Annotated in this window: 16 protein-coding genes; 3 read left to right on the forward strand and 13 right to left on the reverse strand. The window is 70.1% G+C overall.

Going from position 1 to position 20,120, the window contains the following annotated elements; all coding sequences use genetic code 11:
- Window positions 1–16 precede the first annotated feature (16 nt).
- Window positions 17–1,693, reverse strand: coding sequence for an ABC transporter substrate-binding protein (locus tag IE145_RS28535; RefSeq protein WP_189528318.1), 1,677 nt, complete (start codon window positions 1,691–1,693; stop codon window positions 17–19).
- A gap of 86 nt (window positions 1,694–1,779) precedes the next feature.
- On the reverse strand, window positions 1,780–2,754 hold the full coding sequence (locus tag IE145_RS28540; protein ID WP_189528319.1) for a LacI family DNA-binding transcriptional regulator: 975 nt from the start codon (window positions 2,752–2,754) through the stop codon (window positions 1,780–1,782).
- A gap of 383 nt (window positions 2,755–3,137) precedes the next feature.
- Between IE145_RS28540 and IE145_RS28545 the strand changes: the two genes are divergently transcribed.
- Entirely contained in the window at window positions 3,138–4,829 is a 1,692-nt protein-coding gene (locus IE145_RS28545) for an AIPR family protein (protein ID WP_189528320.1), read from the forward strand.
- Between the two features lie 51 nt (window positions 4,830–4,880).
- On the opposite strand, the gene cimA is transcribed toward IE145_RS28545, so the two are convergent.
- The 8 genes from cimA to IE145_RS28580 all read right to left on the reverse strand — a co-directional run bounded on the left by cimA (window position 4,881) and on the right by IE145_RS28580 (window position 13,436).
- Complete coding sequence (cimA, locus tag IE145_RS28550; RefSeq protein ID WP_189528321.1) at window positions 4,881–6,488, reverse strand: citramalate synthase; 1,608 nt, start codon at window positions 6,486–6,488, stop codon at window positions 4,881–4,883.
- 308 nt (window positions 6,489–6,796) lie between these two features.
- A complete protein-coding gene (locus tag IE145_RS28555; RefSeq protein ID WP_189528322.1) occupies window positions 6,797–7,411 on the reverse strand; it encodes a TetR/AcrR family transcriptional regulator in 615 nt (204 codons plus the stop codon).
- A 48-nt stretch (window positions 7,412–7,459) separates the two neighbouring features.
- Window positions 7,460–8,491: an agmatine deiminase family protein gene (locus IE145_RS28560; RefSeq protein ID WP_189528323.1), complete on the reverse strand. Its 1,032-nt coding sequence runs from the start codon at window positions 8,489–8,491 to the stop codon at window positions 7,460–7,462.
- A gap of 161 nt (window positions 8,492–8,652) precedes the next feature.
- Window positions 8,653–9,756, reverse strand: coding sequence for a branched-chain amino acid aminotransferase (locus tag IE145_RS28565; RefSeq protein ID WP_189528324.1), 1,104 nt, complete (start codon window positions 9,754–9,756; stop codon window positions 8,653–8,655).
- 255 nt (window positions 9,757–10,011) lie between these two features.
- Window positions 10,012–11,055: a 3-isopropylmalate dehydrogenase gene (locus IE145_RS28570; protein ID WP_010056399.1), complete on the reverse strand. Its 1,044-nt coding sequence runs from the start codon at window positions 11,053–11,055 to the stop codon at window positions 10,012–10,014.
- Between the two features lie 127 nt (window positions 11,056–11,182).
- The gene (locus IE145_RS33795) at window positions 11,183–11,311 is read right to left on the reverse strand and encodes a hypothetical protein (protein WP_010056400.1); all 129 of its coding nucleotides are present in this window, start codon (window positions 11,309–11,311) and stop codon (window positions 11,183–11,185) included.
- A gap of 349 nt (window positions 11,312–11,660) precedes the next feature.
- On the reverse strand, window positions 11,661–12,209 hold the full coding sequence (locus IE145_RS28575; protein ID WP_189528325.1) for a GNAT family N-acetyltransferase: 549 nt from the start codon (window positions 12,207–12,209) through the stop codon (window positions 11,661–11,663).
- Between the two features lie 165 nt (window positions 12,210–12,374).
- The gene (locus IE145_RS28580) at window positions 12,375–13,436 is read right to left on the reverse strand and encodes a S1 family peptidase (RefSeq protein WP_189528326.1); all 1,062 of its coding nucleotides are present in this window, start codon (window positions 13,434–13,436) and stop codon (window positions 12,375–12,377) included.
- Window positions 13,437–13,709: 273 nt separating this feature from the next.
- Here IE145_RS28580 and IE145_RS28585 point away from each other — a divergent pair, with 273 nt between their 5' ends.
- Entirely contained in the window at window positions 13,710–14,420 is a 711-nt protein-coding gene (locus IE145_RS28585) for a nitroreductase family protein (RefSeq protein WP_189528327.1), read from the forward strand.
- 215 nt (window positions 14,421–14,635) lie between these two features.
- On the opposite strand, the gene pruA is transcribed toward IE145_RS28585, so the two are convergent.
- Both pruA and IE145_RS28595 read right to left on the reverse strand, forming a co-directional pair.
- Complete coding sequence (gene pruA, locus IE145_RS28590; protein ID WP_189528328.1) at window positions 14,636–16,267, reverse strand: L-glutamate gamma-semialdehyde dehydrogenase; 1,632 nt, start codon at window positions 16,265–16,267, stop codon at window positions 14,636–14,638.
- Between the two features lie 53 nt (window positions 16,268–16,320).
- The gene (locus tag IE145_RS28595; protein ID WP_189528329.1) at window positions 16,321–17,247 is read right to left on the reverse strand and encodes a proline dehydrogenase family protein; all 927 of its coding nucleotides are present in this window, start codon (window positions 17,245–17,247) and stop codon (window positions 16,321–16,323) included.
- A gap of 189 nt (window positions 17,248–17,436) precedes the next feature.
- On the opposite strand from IE145_RS28595, the gene IE145_RS28600 reads away from it, so the two are divergent.
- Complete coding sequence (locus IE145_RS28600; RefSeq protein ID WP_189528330.1) at window positions 17,437–18,585, forward strand: PucR family transcriptional regulator; 1,149 nt, start codon at window positions 17,437–17,439, stop codon at window positions 18,583–18,585.
- A gap of 21 nt (window positions 18,586–18,606) precedes the next feature.
- Here IE145_RS28600 and IE145_RS28605 read toward each other — a convergent pair whose 3' ends face one another.
- Window positions 18,607–20,109 carry a purine-cytosine permease family protein gene (locus IE145_RS28605; protein ID WP_189528331.1) on the reverse strand — a complete coding sequence of 501 codons (1,503 nt, stop codon included), beginning with the start codon at window positions 20,107–20,109 and terminating at the stop codon, window positions 18,607–18,609.
- Window positions 20,110–20,120 lie beyond the last annotated feature (11 nt).

A 20,120-nucleotide genomic window follows, 5' to 3' on the forward strand; every position in this document is an offset into this window, starting at 1 on the left:
CGGTCTTTCCCCGTGCCTACTTGGTGGAGGGCTTGAGGTTGAGCACGATCTCCAGCGCGGTCCGCTGGGTGTGCTGCGGCGGGGCGTAGGGGTCCGCCTCGGTGGGCCAGCCGATCCAGTTCTTCGTGGAGTACTCGGCCCCGATGGGCGCGGCGGCCGTCGGGATCATGGGGGCCTGCTCGACGAAGATCTTCTGGAGGGTGTTGAGGGCCTTGGTCCGGGCGGCGTCGGTGGTGGCGCCCGCGTACTCCTTGAGCGCGGCCGTCGCCTCGGCGTTCTTGAAGCGGCCGAAGTTGCCCGCCTGGGAGCTCTTGCCGATGGGCTGGACGATCGCCCCGTCCATGATGTTCTGGTACATGTCGTAGGGCGTGGCGCCGCTGTTGGTCCAGTGCAGGGTGGCGTCGAAGTTGCCGTTGGCCACGTCGGTGCCCCAGGCCTCGGCGGTCTGGGTCTTGACCTTGGCCTCGATGCCGAGTTCCTTGATGTTGTCCTTGATGATCGCGAGTCCGGTGATGTAGTCGTTCCATCCGGCCGGGTCGGTGAGGGTGAGGGTGACCGGCTTGCCGCCGGGGTCCTTGAGCACGCCACCGCTGAGCTTGAATCCGGCCTCGGCGAGCAGCTTCTTGGCGCCGGCGACATCGGGCTTGGTGGTGGCGTTCTCGAACTCGGGGGCGAGGAAGGGCTCACCGGCGGGGAGCGGGATGCCGGTGGGGTTGGTGATCTCCGGGTAGAGCGTGGCCTGGGCCTGGACGTGGATGGCCTTGCGGTCGACGACCATCGCCATGGCCCGGCGCAGGGCCGGGTTGTCGAAGGGCTTGCGGGTGGTGTTGAACCACAGTCCGTGGACGCCGAGGCCGGAGGGGAACCAGAGGTGGTGGTTCTTGGGGTCCTTGTCGAGGAACAGCTGCTTGTGGTTCGGCATGAAGACGAAGGACCACTCCATCTTGCCGGTGGCCAGCGCTGTGGTGGCGGCGCTGTTGTCGTTGTAGGCGGTGTAGCGCAGCTCCTTGACCTTGGTCTCGCCGTTCCAGTAGGTCGGCGTGGCGGTCAGGGTGGTGGTCTGCGGGGTGAACGTCTTGAGCTTGTACGGTCCGGAGCCGACCGGGTTGCGGTTGGGCCAGGTCTCCGGGTTGTCGACCTTTTCCCAGATGTGCTTGGGCACGATGAAGGTCTGGATGATCTTGTTCTGGTTGACGAACTGGCTCTCCTTGAACGTCAGCACGACCTGCTTGCCCTTGACTGCGACCCCGTCGAAGGGGACGCCGTCGCCGTTGAGCGCCGGGTGCTTCTTCAGCAGGTTGAAGGTGAACTCGACGTCGGCGGCGGTCAGGGGCTTGCCGTCGGCCCACTCGGCCCGCTCGTCCAAAGTGAAGGTGACCTTGGTGAAGTTGTCCTCCCAGGTCCACTCGGTGGCGAGCCAGGGGTCGGCCTTCTCGGTGGGCCGGATCATGTTCGTCATCGCCAGCGGCTCGTAGATCATGTGGCGGTAGCCGAGGACCGCTCCGGCCGAGGTCGTCAGGAACGGGTTGCTGTTGTTCGTCTGCGGCCCGTCCGGTTTGCCGAGGGTCAGTACACCGGCGGCCCCGCCGCCCTTGTTGGCACCCGAGTTGGCGTTCGAGCAACCGGCGGCGAGCGCCACCACGACGGTGGCTGCGGCGACCGCTCTGAGGGTGGTGCGACGGCGTACGGACATGGCGACTCCAGGAAGGGGCTGCCGGGTCTGGGAGATCCCGGCGGGCGGAAAGTGCGAGGCGGGGCGCGGCCGGGCGGCCGGGTCCGTCACGGCGCCGAGTGGCGCACGACCAGTTCGGTGGGCAGCACGGCCGGTCCGTCGGGTACGGGCGTGCCGGCGAGGTGGGAGAGCAGCATCCGGGCCGCCGTCTCGCCCATGCGTCGGGTGGGCTGGCGCACGGTGGTCAGCGGCGGTTCGGTGTGTTCGGCCATCGGGATGTCGTCGAAGCCGACGACGGCGATGTCGTCCGGGACCCGGCGCCCGGCGGCCCGCAGGGCGCGGAGCACGCCCGCGGCGCTGATGTCGTTGTGCGCGAAGACCGAGTCGAACGTGACGTCCCGCGCGAGGAGTTCCTCGACGGCGAGCCGGCCGCCGCGTTCGGTGAAGTCCCCTTCGACGACCAGATCGGTGGGCAGGACGGAGCGGAATCCGTTGAGCCGGTCCCGTACGCAGCCGAAGTGCTGGGGGCCGGTCAGGACCAGGGGCCGGGTGCGTCCGGCGGCGTGCAGGTGGCGGGCCGCGGACGCGCCTCCCTCGTGGTTGGTGGTCACGACGGAGGGGAACTCGGGGTGGTGGCCGCGGTCGTCGATGAGCACGATCGGCAGGCCGTCGCGGTGCAGTTCGGTGAGGTGGCCGAGGGTGTTCTCGGGTTCCACGACGACGAGCCCGTCGAAGGCGCGCGCGGACACCTGGCTGGTGAAGCGCTGGACGGACTCGGCCCCGCGGTTGCAGGTGAACAGCAGCAGCCCGTGGTCGGCCGCCTCGACGGTGTCGACGACGCCCTGGAGCAGTTCGCCCATCCACGGCCAGGTCAGCGAGGGCACGAGCATCCCGACCGTACGGCTGGAGCCGCGGGCGAGACCGACGGCACCGGAGCTGGGTACGTAGCCGAGCTGTGCGATCACTTCACGAACACGGGCGGCCGTGGTCCGGTCCACCTCGCCCTTGGTGTTGATGACCCGGGACACGGTGGTCTTGCTGACGCCGGCCTCACGGGCGACATCGGCGATGGTGACGCGCATCCGGTCCTCCAGGGGGCCAGGCGGGGCGGAAGAGGGCAGGCGGGGGCAGGGCGCGGGCAGGCTTGGGGAGAGATGCTCCGGTACCGGTTCCGGAACCGGTACCGGCGTTGCGGCGTGAGTTAACCGCGCCGACACAGGGCCGTCAATACTTCACGTCGAGATCGGTCCGGACCCATGGAGCAGCCGAGCGGTGACATGCCATGCGTTCACCTCTTGAACGATCAACCCCCACATGGAAGCCTTGAAGCGGTAAGCCCCCGACACCTCGGCTTCTCCCAACGGGCTCACCCATCGTTCCGCTCAGTGCATGTAATGACGGGGCCCATCCACGGTCGACTCGCTACGCTGAACGGGTTCTCTAGGATCATTGAGGGGCGGGACCCATGCGTGCGCTGCGCGTCCGACACATCCAGGATTCTCTTTCGCGGGACTTCGAGAACCTGATCGACCTATCGGACTATGAAGGAAGGCCTGCCGAGCAGCGCCAATCCGCCTTCTTCAGTCGCGCCCTCGCCGCCCGGGCCGTCCAACGCTACACCGGCGCCACGCCGGTCGAGGCGGCGAAAAGCGTGGTGGACGGATTCGGTGACAATGGCATCGATGCGATTGCAATTGATGAGGAAAATCGACGTATCGTCCTGGTTCAGTCGAAGCTCGACAACTCAGGCAACGCCGGTCTTTCCCAAGCAGATGCCCTCAAGATCAGAAACGGATGTGGAGATCTCTTCAACATGCGTTTTCATCGCTTCTCTGAAACTCTTCGAGAGCGACAGGAAGCAATTTCTGCCGCACTCAGTGATGCGGCTGTGACCTTCATCGTTGTCGTCGCCACCACTGGCCGCAGCACACTGCCCAATGAGGCTCAAATCGTCTTCGACGACTTTCTCGAAGAAGTGAATGAGAACGACCCAGTGGTCTCGCTCGAAGTGCTGGGACTCAAGGAATTTCATTCAATGGTCGTCGAAGGGACTGCAGGTCCGAGTATCGACATCACGGTACCCATCGAACAATGGGGAACAGTAGATCTTCCGTTCCAGGCGTACTACGGATTGGTCCAGGCATCCGAGATCGCCTCTTGGTACGAGCACCACGGGGACCGACTGTTCTCGCAGAACCTCCGCAAGTCCCTCGGAAACACCGACGTGAACGAAGGCCTGACAGCCACTCTCTTGAATCAGGGGCAGCACTTCTGGTATTTTAACAACGGAATCACCGCTCTGTGTCAATCCGTCAAGAAGACCCCTCGGGGCGGGGCCACTCACGCTTATGGAGACTTCGTGGTCGACGGTGTGAGTGTAGTAAATGGCGCACAGACGGTGGCAAGCATCCATCGGGCTGCAAAAAAGAGCGAGGCCGCGCTCGCCGATGCTCGGGTGTGGGTTCGCTTCATCTCTCTGGAGGGGTGCCCTCCAGATTTCGCCATCGACGTAACCCGGGCGACCAACACGCAGAACAGTGTCGAGAATCGGGACTTCGTCGCATTGGATCCACAGCAGGAACGCCTACGCCGTGACATGCTCCTGTCCCTGCACAAGCAGTACTCGGTGAAACGGGGTGAGAGCGCCCCCGCAGAGGCTGACGGATGCACAGTGGAGGATGCCATCGTTGCGCTCGCTTGTGCGCTCGACAACCCCTACTACACAGTCATGTCGAAAAGCTCCGTGGGTAGGCTCTCCGAAAACACGGAGAGAGCGCCCTATGTAAACCTCTTCAACGGGGGAACGACTGCGCACCGAGTGTGGCGTTGCGTTCAGGTAATGCGCGCAGTCGAATCAGACCTGCAGGAGCGCCGCCCATTTCTCTATGACCGCGAGTTCGCCATCGCTACGCACGGAAACCGGATCATCCTGCAGCTGGTTTTCAGTCAGCTCAACCTCTCTAAAGTCAGCGACCCGCAGTACAACTGGGACGGCGAACTCGCCAGAATTCACAGCGTAACGGGTAAGGTGCTCGATGCCCTGATCGCGGCTATCGAGGATAGTTACCCAAGCAACTATCTCGCGCCTCTTTTCAAGAACACGACCAAGTGTCGAGACCTCGTCGGTCAAGTCCAGCAGAAGCTCTCTGCCAGCTGAAAGGCTGGGTGGGTGGTGTCGCGCCGGGCGCGACACCACCCACCCGGCGGGCTACTCCGTGGGCTCCACGCCCGCGCGCAGCAGTCCGTAGGTGTACGCGTCCTCCAGGGCCTGCCAGGAGGCGGCGATGACGTTCTCGGCCACCCCCACGGTCGCCCAGTCGCCGGTGCCGTCGCCCGTGGTGATGAGGACGCGGGTGGTGGACTCGGTGCCGGTGCGGCCCTCCAGGATGCGGACCTTGTAGTCGATCAGCTCCAGCTTGGCGAGCTGCGGGTAGATCCGCTCCAGGGCGACGCGCAGCGCCCGGTCCAGGGCGTTGACCGGGCCGTTCCCCTCGGCGGTGGCGACGATGCGCTCGCCCTTGGCCCAGAGCTTGACCGTGGCCTCGTTGGCGTGGGTGCCGTCGGGGCGGTCCTCGGCGATCGCCCGCCAGGACTCGGTACGGAAGTAGCGGCGGGCCCGGCCCTCGACCTCGCCGCGCAGGAGGAGTTCGAAGGAGGCGTCGGCGGCCTCGTAGGTGTAGCCCTGGAGTTCGCGCTCCTTGACCCGGTCCACGACCCGGCCGACCAGGGCGCGGTCGTCGCCGAGGTCGATGCCGAGCTCCTTGCCCTTCAGCTCGATGGAGGCGCGGCCCGCCATGTCGGAGACCAGCATCCGCATGGTGTTGCCGACCAGCTCCGGGTCGATGTGCTGGTAGAGGTCCGGGTCGACCTTGATCGCGGAGGCGTGCAGCCCGGCCTTGTGGGCGAAGGCCGAGACACCCACGTACGGCTGGTGGGTGGAGGGGGTGAGGTTGACGACCTCGGCGATGGCGTGGGAGATCCGGGTCATCTCGGCGAGCGCGCCCTCGGGCAGCACCTTCATGCCGTACTTGAGTTCCAGGGCGGCGACGACGGGGAAGAGGTTGGCGTTGCCGACCCGTTCGCCGTAGCCGTTGGCCGTGCACTGGACGTGGGTGGCGCCCGCGTCGACGGCGGCCAGGGTGTTGGCGACGGCGCAGCCGGTGTCGTCCTGGGCGTGGATGCCGAGCCGGGCGCCGGTGTCGGCGATGACGGTGGAGACGACGGCCTGGACCTGGGCGGGGAGCATGCCGCCGTTGGTGTCGCAGAGGATGACGACCTCGGCGCCCGCCTCGTGGGCGGTACGGACCACGGACTTGGCGTACTCGGCGTTGGCCCGGTAGCCGTCGAAGAAGTGCTCGCAGTCCACGAAGACCCGGCGGCCCTGTTCGCGCAGGTGGGAGACGGTGTCGCGGACCATCTCCAGGTTCTCCTCCAGGGTGGTGCGCAGGGCCAGTTCCACATGGCGGTCGTGGGACTTGGCCACCAGGGTGATCACCGGGGCGCCGGAGTTCAGGAGCGCTTTGACCTGGGGGTCGTCGGCCGCGTTGCCCCCGGCTCTGCGGGTCGCGCCGAACGCCACGAGCTGGGCGTTCTCGAAGGTGATCTCCTTCTGGGCGCGGGCGAAGAACTCCGTGTCGCGGGGGTTGGCCCCCGGCCAGCCGCCCTCGATGTAACCCACACCGAAGGTGTCCAGATGACGGGCGATGGTCAGCTTGTCGGCGACCGTCAGGTTGATGCCCTCACGCTGAGCACCGTCGCGCAGTGTGGTGTCGAAGACATGGAAACTGTCGTCGGTGGCGTTGGCCTTGGTGGTCATGCTGATCTGGCTCCTGTCGGATGAGTGGATCCGGACGATCGAGTTCCACTTGCCCCCATCATCCCGCTTGCCTCGTTCCGACCCGGATGCGGGCCGGAAAACGAAAAAACCCCTCGCGGGTGCGAGAGGTCTGCGCGCGGGTCTGGGGCACGGTGGCCGTGCCGTACGGGGTGGTACGGAACGGTCACTGCGGACCGGCGCGCCTGCTGCCAATAATCATGACGAACGAGGACACGGCAGCAGTCTGGCACAGCGCGGGCCGCCTGACGGCGGTGTCTCAGGATGCGGTCGTGACACCGGTCGCATCCTCAGGTGGCGCCCGGTGACAGCGTCTCGTCCAGGAACTCCGCCGCCTGGGCGAGCACCTGCGCACGGCCCGTCCCCGGGATGCCCACCGTGACGTGGATGCTGAACCCGTCCAGGAGCGCCCGCAGCCGGGCGGCGAACCGGTCGGCGTCCACCGGGCGGAACTCGCCGCGCGAGACCCCCTCGGCGAGCAGCGCCACCAGGTCGCGGTGCCACGCCCCTTCGATGGCGGCCTGCCGCGCCCTGGCGTCGTCGTCGGCGTTCTGCGAGCGGCCCCAGACCTCCAGCCAGAGCGTCCAGTGGGGGTCGCGGTGCCCGGCCGGGAGGTAGAGGCCGATGTACGCGTCCAGCCGTTCGCGGGCGCTCCCCGGCCGGGCGAGCAGGGCGCGACGCTCGGCCCCGAGGCGGTCCTCGCTCCACTCCAGGGTCCGCAGGAGCAGTTCGTCCTTGGTGCGGAAGTAGTAGAGCAGGTGCCCGCTGCTCATCCCCACGTCCCTCCCGAGCCCGGCCATGGTCAGCCCGTCGAGTCCGCGCTCGGCGATGGTGGCCATGGCGGCGGCGAGGACGTCCTCGCGGGGCGGGGCGGCGTGGTGGGTGCGACGGGGGGCGGGGGGCATGAGGGCTCGGACCTTCGGCTGCTGGGTTCAGCTCTTCGGCTGCTGGGCTCAGATCTTCGGCTGCTGCTGGGTGATGCAGTGGATGCCTCCACCGCCGGCGAAGATCGTACGGGCGTCGACGAGGGTCACCGTACGGTCCGGGAACAGGCCCCGGAAGACCGCGGCGGCTTGCTCGTCGCGCGGGTCGTCGAAGGCGCAGAGGACCACGCCGTCGTTGCAGAGGTAGTGGTTGATGTAGGAGTAGTCGACCCACTCGCCGTCCTCGTCGCGCAGCACGGTGGGCGCGGGCACCTCGACGACCTCCAGGGCGCGGCCCCTGGCGTCGGTGGCGGCGCGCAGGACGGCCAGCAGCTCCCGGGTGACCGCGTGGTCGGGGTGGGCGGGGTCGGGCTGGACGTGGGCGAGGACGGTGCCGGGGCGGGCGAAGGCGGCGACGATGTCGACATGGCCGAGCGTGCCGTACGTCCCGTAGTCGCCGGTCAGCCCCCGGGGCAGCCAGATCGCCTTCTCGGTGCCGAGGCGGGCGTGGATCTCGGCCTCGAGCTGCTCCTTGCTCCAGCCGGGGTTGCGCTCCTTGCCGAGCTGGACGGTCTCGGTGAGCAGGACGGTGCCTTCGCCGTCGACGTGGATCGCCCCGCCCTCGTTGACGAGCGGGGAGCTGTGGGCGGGGGTCCCGGTCAGCTCGGCGACGGCCCGGGCGATGTGCTGGTCGCTCTCCCAGCGGGCCCAGCCCTGGGCGCCCCAGCCGTTGAACGTCCAGTCGACGGCGGCGAGGGTGCGGCCGTCGGTGACGAAGGTGGGGCCGATGTCCCGCATCCAGGCGTCGTCGAGCGGCCGTACGACCAGCTCGACGTCGGGCCCGAGCAGCGCCGCCGCCCCCTCCTCCTGCCCCGGCCCGACGACCATCGTGACCGGCTCGAAGCGGCGCACGGCCCGGGCGACGGCGGCCCAGGCGCGGCGGGCCTCGGCCAGCTCGGCGTCGGAGGCGAAGGTGGGGTTGGGCCCCGGCCACGCCATCCAGGTGCGCTCGTGCGGGGCCCACTCGGGAGGCATGCGGAAGGGGGCGGGGGCGGTCGGCATGGATACTCCTGGAACGAGGATTTAGAGCGCAACTCTAACTGTATTCCATGCGGTCCGGAAGTCTCGCCGATCCCTGGTTCGAGCAGCGCTCAATATGCCGGGGACGGAAAAGGCCGCACCGGCAGCGGAGCCGGTGCGGCCTTTTGGGCCGGGGGAACCCCTCAGCCGAGCGGGTGCATCCAGCCGTGGGTGTCCTCGACGACACCGCGCTGGATGTCGAGGAGGCGCTCCCGCAGCTTCATGGTGACCTCGCCGGGCTCACCGCCGCTCTGGGTCCACTCGCCGCCCTCGGACTTCACCAGGCCGACGGGGGTGATGACGGCGGCGGTGCCGCAGGCGAAGACCTCCAGGAGGGTGCCGTTCGCGGTGTCGTCGCGCCACTGGTCGATGGAGATCCGGCCCTCCTCGGAGCCGTAACCGAGGTCGCGGGCGACCTTGAGGAGGGAGTCACGGGTGACACCGGCGAGCAGCGAGCCGGTGAGGGACGGGGTGACGATCTTCTTCGAGCCGTCCTCCTGGGCGTACACGAAGTACAGGTTCATGCCGCCGAGCTCCTCGACCCACTTGTGCTCGACCGCGTCGAGGTAGGCGACCTGGGCGCAGCCGTGCGCGGCGGCCTCGGCCTGGGCGAGGAGGGAGGCGGCGTAGTTCCCGCCGGTCTTGGCGTCGCCCATACCGCCGGGGACGGCGCGGACGCGGTTCTCGGAGAGCCAGATGGAGACCGGCTTGACGCCGCCGGGGAAGTAGGCGCCGGCGGGCGAGGCGATGACCAGGAAGAGGTACTCGTTGGCCGGCTTCACGCCGAGGCCGACCTCGGTGGCGATCATGAACGGGCGCAGGTAGAGGGACTCCTCGCCGCCGTGGGCCGGGACCCACGCCTTGTCCTGCTGAACCAGCGCGTCGCACGCCGCGATGAACGTCTCGACGGGCAGCTCGGGCATGGCGAGCCGGGCGGCCGAGCGCTGGAAGCGGCGGGCGTTGGCGTCGGGGCGGAAGGAGGCGACCGTGCCGTCGGGCTGGCGGTAGGCCTTGAGCCCCTCGAAGATCTCCTGCGCGTAGTGCAGGGTCATGTTGGCCGGGTCCAGCGACAGCGGGCCGTAGGGGACCAGCTGGGCGTCGTGCCAGCCGCGGCCTTCGGTCCAGCGGATCGTCACCATGTGATCGGTGAAGTGCCGGCCGAATCCGGGGCTGGCCAGGATCGCCGCGCGCTCCGCGTCGGACAGCGGGTTCGAGGAGGGCTTGAGCTCGATCGTGGGCGTCGTCATGAGTGCGTGTCCTTCACCGGTCTTGTGTGTGATGGACCGCGCTCACGCCACCTCGGCCCGACGCTTTTTGGTCAGGTCCTAGGACGTCCGAGCTTCACCGCGAGCCACGGCCCCGCGTTCGATTATCACTTGCGGGGGGCTGTGCACGAAATGGTGTGAATGCGGTCCAGAGGTCGATGGTGGCACCCGGGGGCCGCACAGGTGAAGCCGCCGGGCGCTGATGCGACCCGGCGGCTTCGAAGTGGAGTCGTCGGGTCAGCTCGCTACGCGTACCGCGAGGGCGTCGCCGATCTCGTCGGTCGTACGCGCAGTGCCCCCGTCGCGCTCCGCGAGATCGGCGGAGACGGCGTCCTCGATGCGCGTGGCCTCGGTGTCGTAGCCGAGGTGACGCAGCAGGAGGGCGACGGAGAGGATCGTGGCGGTCGGGTCGGCCTTGCCCTGCCCGGCGATGTCGGGGGCGGAGCCGTGGACCGGCTCGAACATCGACGGGAAAGCGCCCGTCGGGTTGATGTTGCCGGAGGCGGCCAGGCCGATTCCGCCGGTGACGGCGGCGGCGAGGTCGGTGAGGATGTCGCCGAAGAGGTTGTCGGTGACGATGACGTCGAAGCGCTCCGGCTGGGTGACGAAGAAGATCGTCGCGGCGTCGACGTGCAGGTAGTCGGTGCTGACCTGCGGGTATTCGGCGGCGACCCGGTCGAAGGTGTTCTTCCACAGGTGGCCGGCGTAGACGAGGACGTTGTTCTTGTGGACCAGCGTCAGCTTCTTGCGGGGCCGGGCGGCCGCACGCTCGAAGGCGTCCCGGACCACGCGCTCGACGCCGTACGCCGTGTTGACGCTGACCTCGGTGGCGACCTCGGCGGGGGTGCCGGTGCGCAGCGAGCCGCCGTTGCCGGTGTACGGGCCCTCGGTGCCCTCGCGGACGACGACGAAGTCGATGTCGGGGCGGCCGGCGAGCGGGGTCGCGGTGTTCGGGAAGAGCTTGGAGGGGCGCAGGTTGATGAAGTGGTCGAAGGCGAAACGCAGCTTCAGCAGCAGCCCGCGCTCCAGGACGCCCGACGGCACGGACGGGTCGCCGATCGCGCCGAGCAGGATGGCGTCGTGGTTCTTGAGGGCTTCCAGCTCCGCGTCCGGGAGGGTGTCGCCGGTGCGGTGCCAGCGCTGGGCGCCGAGGTCGTACTCCTTGGTCTCCAGCTTCACATCCTGCGGGAGGACAGCGTTGAGGACCTTGAGGCCCTGGGCCACGACTTCCTGGCCGATTCCGTCACCGGGGATCACTGCGAGATCGATGCTGCGAGACATGCCGGGAGCCTAACGGTGCGTCCCACCCCATGACATCCGACGTCCACCATTCGGACGGACGCACGAGTGTTCGGGGTGGGGTGGGTGGTACGGCGGAAGGGGCGGACGCGGCTGCGGGGACAGCGGCTCAGTGGCCGGTCTCGCCGCCGTTGTCGCGGCGGTCCAGGGCGCGCTGGAGGGCGGCGGCGGCGTTGCGGCGCTCGGCCTCGGCCTGGCGGGAGGTGTGGCGGACGCGGCGGACAGTGGTCTCGGCCATGATGGATCGACTCCTTGAGATTCCTGAGATCGCGTGGCACCGGCGCGGGCGGCACAGCGCCGCGCGGTGGCGGGAAAACGGGATCGGATTTCGAGGCGCCGGAAGGGGCGGGGAGCGTACGCGGCAGGGGTTACCTGCTCCGGGCGTGCGCCACCATCCGCCGGTCGCTCGATCGAGCGATGCGTTCGGCTTCTACCAAGTTAGGACAGTCGGGCCGTCCTGTCTCCACAGTTAGTCGGACTTCCTACTATCTGAGACGGCCTCTTGGATCGGTGCAGGTCACAGCCGTGGGAGCAGTCCGTCCGCGCGCGGCCCGGCGGCCCGGAGCGGCCAGGAGCGGCCCGTCGGCTCAGAGGAGGTCGCCGTTCCGCCAGTCGAAGGCCAACGGGCGGGCGGGCCCGGGGAGGGGGTGTCCGGCCGCCGGGCGGACGTAGGTGCTGCCCTCCTCCTCCGGGAGCGGGAGGGGGCCGTCCGGGCCGAGGGCGGCGAGCCGGCCCGGCCAGATCCGCCAGCCGCGCGCGGTGTACAGGGCCGCGCCCGCCTCGGAGGCGGAGAGGGCCCCGAAGTCGTGGGCCGCGTCGATGACGTGCTCCAGGGCGGCCATGACCCGGTGGCCGAGGCCGCCCCGTCGGTGGCCGGCGCGGACGGCGACGCCTTCGACGTAGCCGACCCGGTAGGAGCGGTCCGCGTGCAGGACCCGGCGCTGGACGACGGAGCCGTGGGCGAGCAGGAGGCCGTCCGCGTCCCGGATCAGGGCGTGGACGCCGCCGAGGGCGTGGTCCCAGTCCTCGGCGTCGAAGTCGCCGTCGAAGGCGACGTCGAGCAGGTCACGGATCTCCGCGCGCTCGGCGGCGGTCAGTTCGAAGGTGGGGGCGGTGCGCACGACGGGCTCGGTCATGGGCCCATCCTCGCGCGCGGGCGGCGCGAACCGCACATGGGTTGGCGGACCGCACCCGGATGACCCGCCCGGACCGGGGGCACGACGGTCCGGGCGGGCATCGGTCGCCCGCGGTACGGGAGCGGGTCGCGGGTCAGTGCACCGTCACGCCGTACGGGGCGCGGCTCAGTACACCGTCACGCCGTACGCCGAGAGCGCCTCGGTGACCGGCTGGTGGATGGCCGAGCCCGCGGTGCCCGAGCAGCCGGAGCTGCCGGAGTGGATGCCGAGGGCGACGGATCCGGCGAAGTGCGCGCCGCCGCTGTCGCCGCCGGCCGAGCAGGCGGTGGTGCGGACCATGTTGTAGACGGGCCCGTCGCCGTAGTTGACGGTGACGTTGACGGCGGTGACCGTGCCGGAGGTCAGCTTGGTCGTGGAGCCGCTCTTCTGGATCGCCTGGCCGACGACGGCGTTGGCGGCGGAGGTGATGTCGCGGCTGGAGCCGTTGTAGAGGTCGACGGTTCCGGCGGGCGAGGAGCCGTTGGTGTAGCGGACGATGCCGTAGTCGTTGGTCGGGAAGCTGCTGCCCTCGCGGACGCCGATGACCGAACCACCCGAGCTGGCGGACCAGTTGGCGGAGATGTTGGTGCAGTGTCCGGCGGTCACGAAGTAACGGGCCCCGCCCTTGGTGACGTTGAAGGCGGCCGAGCAGCGGCTGCCGCCGCCGTAGATCGCACCGCCGCCCAGCACCTCGCGGCGGAACTCCCCGGGGACGCGCTTGATCTCGACCGCGCCGCCGAGCCGTTCGGCGACGGCTTCGAGGCGGGCCATGTCCCGGGCGGAGACGGAGGAGTCGGCCTCGACGGCGACCCGGTTGGTGCGCGGGTCAATGCCCCAGGAGGTGCCGGTGATCTTGGCCTCGGCCTCCAGGGTCTCCATGGCGGCGTCGAGCTGGGCGGCGCTGCGGGCCACCCGGCGGACGGTGGCCCCGGCGGCTCGGGCCCGCTCCTCGGCCCGGTCGGTGGTGACGGTCACGACCAGCTTCCCGGTCTTCGCGTCGAGGTAGGTTCCGGCGGTGGCGGCACCGAGGGAGCGTTCCACCTCGGCGTCGAGGGCGTACGCGGACGGGGCGGGGATCGCCGAGGGGGCGGCGGTGTCGGCGGCGGTGGACGGGGCGGCTCCGAGGCCGAGGGCGCCGGCGACGAGCAGCAGGGAAACGCCGAGGCGCGCGCGGGAGTTGCGTCTCATGGGGGGAACTCCTTCTGAGGTGACGTGTGGGGACGTACCGAGAAGGAATTTGACATGCCCATTACCTAAACCACAAGACCGCGTGCCCCGGGGGCCGTTGGACGGACAGACCGCACCGGTCGCCCGTCACTGGTCGCCAGTCACCCGTCACCGGTCACTGATCGCCAGTCACCCGTCACTGATCACCGGTCACCGGACGCTGACCGGGACCGGCTCCGGGTCTGTCCGAAGTGCGGCTTCCGCCCGGCCGACCCCGCCGCGCACACTGCGGCCATGTCCGACACCACGCCCGCACCCGCGCGGTGGTCGCCCACCCATGGCGCCCCGTACCGCCCCACGCCCTACCGCCCCGAGCGGATCGCCCCCGAGGAGTCCCTCGCCCGTTCCGCCCGGCTGCGGGAACGCATGGACGGACGCAGGACCGTCCGCGCCTTCTCCTCCGACCCCGTCCCCGAGCAAGTGGTGCGCGACGCCATCGCCTGCGCGGCCACAGCCCCCTCCGGCGCACACCAGCAGCCCTGGACCTTCGTCCTGGTCAAGGACCCGGAGGTCCGCCGCCGGATCCGGGAGGCCGCCGAGCACGAGGAGCAGGTGAGCTACGACGGGCGGCTCGGCGAGGAGTGGCTGGCCGCGCTGCGCCCGCTGGGCACGGACGCGGTCAAGGCCCATATGACGGACGCGCCCGCCCTGATCGTGGTGTTCCAGCAGCGCTACTGGCTGGGCGAGGACGGCACCAGGCGCAAGCACTACTACGTGGACGAGTCCGTCGGCATCGCGGTGGGCATGCTGCTCACCGCCCTGCATCTGTCCGGTCTCGCCGCGCTGATCCACACGCCCAGCCCGATGCGCTTCCTCGGCGAGGTCCTGGGCCGGCCCGAGAACGAGAAGGCGTTCGCCGTGATCCCCGTCGGCTATCCCGCCGACGACTGCGAGGTCCCCGACCTGGTGCGCAAGTCACCGGATCAGGTGCTCGTGGAGATCTGAGGAACCTCACCCGGCCCCGTGAACGGTACGCGTACAGCCCCGTGAAAGGCACACGTGCAGCAGCCCCGTGAACGGCGCACACGCGGCCCCGTGCACGGCGCACATGGAAACCGCCCCCCGGCCGGCAGGGGGGCCGGTCGGGGGGCGGTGCTCTGAGGGGGTCCTGGGGAAGACCCCGGGTCCGGGGCGCCGCGCCGCGGCGCCCCGGGAGGGCGTCAGCCCTGGTGGGGGTAGGTGTAGTCGGTCGGCGGGACCAGCGTCTCCTTGATGGCCCGGGTCAGGGTCCAGCGCTGGAGGTTCTGCGGGGCGCCCGCCTTGTCGTTGGTGCCGGAGGCACGGCCGCCGCCGAAGGGCTGCTGGCCGACGACGGCGCCGGTCGACTTGTCGTTGATGTAGAAGTTGCCCGCGGCGTAGCGGAGCTTGTCCATCGTGTACGCGGCGGCCGCGCGGTCGCCCGCGATGACCGAGCCGGTCAGCGCGTAGTCGGAGACCGACTCCATCTGCTCCAGCATGGCGTCGTAGGCCTCGTCCTCGTAGACGTGGATCGCGAGGATCGGACCGAAGTACTCGGTCGTGAAGACCTCGTTCTCGGGGTCGGTGCAGACGATGACGGTCGGGCGGACGAAGTAGCCCACCGAGTCGTCGTAGGTGCCGCCCGCGATGACCGTGCAGGTCGGGTCGGACTTGGCGCGGTCGATCGCGGCCTTGTTCTTGGCGAACGAGCGGTCGTCGATGACGGCCCCGATGAAGTTCGTCAGGTCGGTGACGTCACCCATCTTGATGGAGTCGACCTCGGCCGCGAACTCCTCCTTGAAGCCGGAGTTCCAGATCGAGGCGGGGACGTACGCCCGCGAGGACGCGGAGCACTTCTGGCCCTGGAACTCGAAGGAGCCGCGGGTCAGCGCGGTCTTCAGGACGGCGCGGTCGGCGCTGGGGTGCGCGACGACGAAGTCCTTGCCGCCGGTCTCGCCGACGAGCCGCGGGTAGGTGCGGTAGTTGGCGATGTTGTTGCCGACCGTCTTCCACAGGTGCTGGAAGGTGGGCGTCGAGCCGGTGAAGTGGATACCGGCCAGGTCGCGGTGGTTCAGCGCCACCTCGGAGACGGCCTTGCCGTCACCGGTGACCAGGTTGATGACGCCCTTGGGCAGCCCGGCCTCCTCCAGCAGCTGCATCAGCAGCACGGCGGCGTGGGTCTGCGTCGGGGACGGCTTCCACACGACGACGTTGCCCATGAGGGCGGGGGCGGTGGGCAGGTTGCCCGCGATGGCCGTGAAGTTGAACGGCGTGATCGCGTAGACGAAGCCCTCCAGCGGACGGTGGTCCATGCGGTTCCACACGCCCGGGGAGTTGGCCGGGGGCTGCTCGGCGAGGATCTGGCGCGCGTAGTGCACGTTGAAGCGCCAGAAGTCGATGAGCTCGCAGGGGGTGTCGATCTCGGCCTGCTGGGCGGTCTTGGACTGGCCGAGCATGGTGGAGGCGGCCAGCGTCTCGCGCCAGGGGCCCGAGAGCAGCTCGGCGGCGCGCAGGATGATCGCGGCGCGGTCGTCGAAGGACATCGCGCGCCAGGCCGGAGCGGCGGCGAGGGCCGCGTCGATGGCGTCCCGGGCGTCCTGCTCGGTGGCCCCGGCGAAGGTGCCGATGACGGCCTTGTGGTTGTGCGGCTGCACGACGTTGACCCGCTCGCCGCCGCCCATCCGCTTCTCGCCGCCGATGGTCATCGGCAGGTCGATCGGGTTGTGGCTGAGCTCCTTGAGCTTCGCCTCCAGGCGGGCGCGCTCCGGGGAGCCGGGCGCGTAGGAGTGGACCGGCTCGTTGACCGGCGCGGGGACCTGGGTGACGGCGTCCATGAGTGCCTTGTCTCCTTGATGTCGGCGGGGGTGTGGGTCAGCCCGGGGGCCGCTCAGCCCTTGGTGAGGATCGAGCGGCCGAAGAACAGCAGGTTGGCCGGCTTCTCCGCGAGGCGGCGCATGAAGTATCCGTACCAGTCGGTGCCGTACGCCGTGTAGACGCGCATCCGGTGGCCCTCGGCCGCCAGCCGGACGTGCTCGTCGCTGCGGATGCCGTACAGCATCTGGAACTCGTACTCGTCCAGTTTGCGCCCGGCCTGGCGACCGAGCTCCTGGGCGATGGCGATGAGACGGGGATCGTGCGACCCGATCATCGGGTAGCCCTCGCCCTCCATCAGGATCCGGGTGATGCGGACGTACGCCTTGTCGATCTCGGCCTTGTCCTGGTACGCGACGGAGGCGGGCTCCTTGTAGGCGCCCTTCACGATGCGTACGCGGCTGCCCGCGGCGGCGAGGCGGCGGGCGTCGTCCTCGGTGCGGAAGAGGTAGGACTGGATGACGCAGCCGGTCTGCGGGAAGTCCTTCCGCAGCTCCTCGTGGATGGCGAACATCGAGTCGAGGGTGGTGTGGTCCTCGGCGTCCAGGGTGACCGTGGTGCCGATGGCGGCGGCCGCCTCGACGACCGGGCGGACATTGGCGAGGGCCAGCTCGTGACCGTTCTCCAGCGCCTGACCGAACATGGAGAGCTTCACGGACATCTCGGCTCGGGGGCCCAGGTCGAGGGCCTTCAGGCGCTCGATGAGCTCCAGGTAGGCGTCGCGGGCGGCCTCGGCCTGCGCGGGGGTGGTGATGTCCTCGCCGACGACGTCGAGCGTGACTTCCAGGCCCTTGTCCGCGGCGTCCTCGACGATCGGGACGACCTGGTCCACGGTCTCGCCGGCGATGAAGCGGTCGACGACCTGCTTGGTGCCGGGCGCGGCCGAGACGAACCGGCGCATCTTGTCGCTGCGCGATGCGGCGAGAATCACGGGACCCAGCACGGGGCACCTCCACGAATGACGGACGAGGGGCCGTAGTGGTACGAAACGAACGAACCGGTACGGCACGGATAACCACTGTGAAATCTAGGTACCCCGCGCAAGCTGTGCCATCGACACCTGTCACGCATCCGTGGCCGTCATCTCAGACATCTGTATGAGGAAGGCCGCGCGGAGGTGCAGAATGGCGGAGTGACAGGCGATTACCAGGAACTGGTCGACGAGATCTCGTCCCTCCTCGACGCCCCGGCCACCCTGGAGAACCGTGACTTCGGCCTGGTCGCCTTCGGAGCCCATGACAGCGACGACGACACGGCCATGGACCCGGTGCGCACCCGCTCGATCCTGACCCGCCGCTCCACGCCCGCCGTCCGCGCCTGGTTCGAGGGATTCGGCATCACCCGGGCCACCGGGCCCGTCCGGATCCCCGCCGCGCCCAAGGCCGGGGTGTTCCGGGACCGGATCTGCCTTCCGGTACGCCATCGGGGTGTCGTCCTCGGTTACGTCTGGCTGCTCGACGCGGACCCGGGCCCGACCGAGGAGCAGCTCGCCGCCGCGATGGAGGTGGCCGCCCGGATCGGGGCGCTGCTCTTCGACGAGGAGCGGGCGGGCGCGGACCTCTCGCGGGAGTTCGGCGCGGTGCTCACGGCGGGCCCCGGCCGGCAGCACGACACGGCCGTCGCCGCGCTGGGCGAGGCCCTGGGCCGGGACGCGGAGGGGCTGCACACGGTGGTGTGCGTGACGCCGTGGGCCGACGACACGCCGTCGGTACGGGGCGTGGCGTCGGCTGCCGCGCTGGCGACGGTCGCCGCACCGGGGGCCGCCGGTCCCCTGTCGCTGGCCGCGCTCGTCCGGCTGCGTTCGCCGGACCGCCTGGACCCGGCCCTGAGCGCCGCGGACCGGCTGCGCACCGGCGCGGACCCGGCCGTCACCGGGGGGATCGCCACGCCGCGCCGGGGCCTGGACACGCTGACGGTCTCCTGGCGCGAGGCGACGGCGGCGGCCCGCGCGGCCCGGGCCGAGCCCCGTCTCGGCCCGGTCGCCCGCTGGTCGGCGATCGGCGCGTACCGCCTGCTGACCGCGCTCCCGGGCACCGGCACGGACCCCGGGGACCCGGCCGTCGCCTCGCTGCTGACCCCGTCGCACCGGGAGCTGGCACACACGGCGGAGGTCTTCCTGGACTGCGCGGGCCAGGCTGGCCGGACGGCCGCCGCCCTGGGCATCCACCGCCAGACGCTGTACTACCGGCTCTCCCGGATCCAGCAGATCACCGGCCTCGACCTGAACGACGGGGAGGACCGGCTGCTGCTGCACATGGCGGTGAAGCGGGCGCGGCTCTAGGTGTATTGATCACGAGCGTTGTTAACGCCGGCCGGGGCGCAGGGCGTCCCGTCGCGGACGCGTCAGGAGCGCGTAGCACCCGGACGCGACGAGCATGCCCGCCGGAAGGGACAGGTCCACGCCGCCCAGCGCCGCCGCGACCGGCCCGGTGTAGACGGTGTCCACGCACAGCGCCGCGGCGGCGACACCCGCCGTGAGGGCGAGGGCTCCCGGCAGGTGGACCCCGCCCGTGTACCAGAACCGGCTGCCGCGGCTCTCGTCCGTCAGCGCGGGGCCGTCGTAGCGGTTGCGGCGCAGCAGGATGTCGGTGGCGTAGAGGGCGGTGCTGGGGCCGAGCAGGACGACGGTGAGCTGGAGGACGTCGCTCATGGTGTCGAGCAGGTCGGAGACCAGCAGGGCGTACAGGGTCAGGGAGACCGCCGCGGCCCCGTCCACGAGCACGCTGTACGAGCGTCGGATCCGCAGGCCCACGGCCTGGAGGGCGAGGCCCGCGCTGTAGGCGGTCAGGGCGTTGATGGCGATCGTGCCGAGGACCAGGGCCAGCAGGAAGGCGGAGGTGAACCAGCCGGGCAGGATCGATTCGAGCCCGGTCTGCGGGTCGCTCATGTCCACCGCCGTGGCCGCCAGCGCGCCGAGCGAGCAGACGACGACGCTGGGCACGAAGCCGCCGAGCGCGGTCCAGCCGACGACCGCCCGCTTCGATGTCGTACGGGGGAGATAGCGGGAGAAGTCGGCGCTGGTGGTGTAAGACAGCGGGCCCGAGGCGATGAGCGCGAGACCGGCGGCGAGCGTGGCCCACAGGGCCGTCCCGCCCAGGGGTTCGGCGGGCCGGTAGGAGAGATCGGCGTGGCCGAAGACGCTGAGGGCGACGACCGCGAAGGCGAGGGCCAGGACGAGCGTGATCGGCAGGTAGAGCTTCATGATCGCGGCGTGCCCCCAGACGCTGATGACCAGCGTCAGTGCGGCGATCACCACCACGACGGCGGCCGTCACCCCGTCGCCGGGGGCGATGCCCGCGCGCTCGACGAGCGCGGTGGCGGCGCTCGCGGCGGCGGCCAGGTTGAGGGCGAAGTAGCAGACGGAGATCGCCCAGCCGACGACCGCGTTGTTGACCCGGTTGCCGCGCACACCGTAGATCGCCCGGGTGATCACCTCGCTCGGGGTGCCCGAGGCCGGTCCGGAGAGCGCGAGCACCCCCGTGAGCAGCCAGAACAGATTACCGGCCACGATCACCGCGAGCGCCTGCGCCAGGGTCAGACCGATCAGGACGAGCACTCCGCCGGCCAGCAGGCTCAGGTAGTTGACGTTGGCGGCCGCCCAGACGGCGAACAGTTCGCGCGGTCGTCCGCGCCGGTCGGCGTCGGGGATGTGGTCGATGCCGTGGGCCTCGATGCGGGCCGCCGCACGCTCGGGGGCGGAAGGGGCTTCCACCGGGCGAGGGGCTCCCGTCGCCGGAGCGGCTTCCGCCGGGGCGTACGCGGGGTCGTGCCGACCCGGTACCGGGTCGGGAATCGTGGACGCCATGGGCCCTCCGA

The sequence above is a fragment of the Streptomyces sindenensis genome (genome assembly GCF_014649035.1).
Classification (GTDB): Bacteria; Actinomycetota; Actinomycetes; order Streptomycetales; family Streptomycetaceae; genus Streptomyces; species Streptomyces sindenensis.

What these genes read in the sequence shown, in the direction of transcription:
- IE145_RS28580 (WP_189528326.1), bottom strand. Translation starts at nt 13,436, where the DNA reads ATGAGACGCAACTCCCGCGCGCGCCTCGGCGTTTCCCTGCTGCTCGTC.
- pruA (WP_189528328.1), bottom strand. Translation starts at nt 16,267, where the DNA reads ATGGACGCCGTCACCCAGGTCCCCGCGCCGGTCAACGAGCCGGTCCAC.
- IE145_RS28540 (WP_189528319.1), bottom strand. Translation starts at nt 2,754, where the DNA reads ATGCGCGTCACCATCGCCGATGTCGCCCGTGAGGCCGGCGTCAGCAAG.
- IE145_RS28605 (WP_189528331.1), bottom strand. Translation starts at nt 20,109, where the DNA reads ATGGCGTCCACGATTCCCGACCCGGTACCGGGTCGGCACGACCCCGCG.
- IE145_RS28535 (WP_189528318.1), bottom strand. Translation starts at nt 1,693, where the DNA reads ATGTCCGTACGCCGTCGCACCACCCTCAGAGCGGTCGCCGCAGCCACC.
- IE145_RS28570 (WP_010056399.1), bottom strand. Translation starts at nt 11,055, where the DNA reads ATGTCTCGCAGCATCGATCTCGCAGTGATCCCCGGTGACGGAATCGGC.
- IE145_RS33795 (WP_010056400.1), bottom strand. Translation starts at nt 11,311, where the DNA reads ATGGCCGAGACCACTGTCCGCCGCGTCCGCCACACCTCCCGCCAGGCC.
- IE145_RS28555 (WP_189528322.1), bottom strand. Translation starts at nt 7,411, where the DNA reads ATGCCCCCCGCCCCCCGTCGCACCCACCACGCCGCCCCGCCCCGCGAG.
- IE145_RS28575 (WP_189528325.1), bottom strand. Translation starts at nt 12,209, where the DNA reads ATGACCGAGCCCGTCGTGCGCACCGCCCCCACCTTCGAACTGACCGCC.
- IE145_RS28560 (WP_189528323.1), bottom strand. Translation starts at nt 8,491, where the DNA reads ATGCCGACCGCCCCCGCCCCCTTCCGCATGCCTCCCGAGTGGGCCCCG.
- cimA (WP_189528321.1), bottom strand. Translation starts at nt 6,488, where the DNA reads ATGACCACCAAGGCCAACGCCACCGACGACAGTTTCCATGTCTTCGAC.
- IE145_RS28565 (WP_189528324.1), bottom strand. Translation starts at nt 9,756, where the DNA reads ATGACGACGCCCACGATCGAGCTCAAGCCCTCCTCGAACCCGCTGTCC.
- IE145_RS28585 (WP_189528327.1), top strand. Translation starts at nt 13,710, where the DNA reads ATGTCCGACACCACGCCCGCACCCGCGCGGTGGTCGCCCACCCATGGC.
- IE145_RS28545 (WP_189528320.1), top strand. Translation starts at nt 3,138, where the DNA reads ATGCGTGCGCTGCGCGTCCGACACATCCAGGATTCTCTTTCGCGGGAC.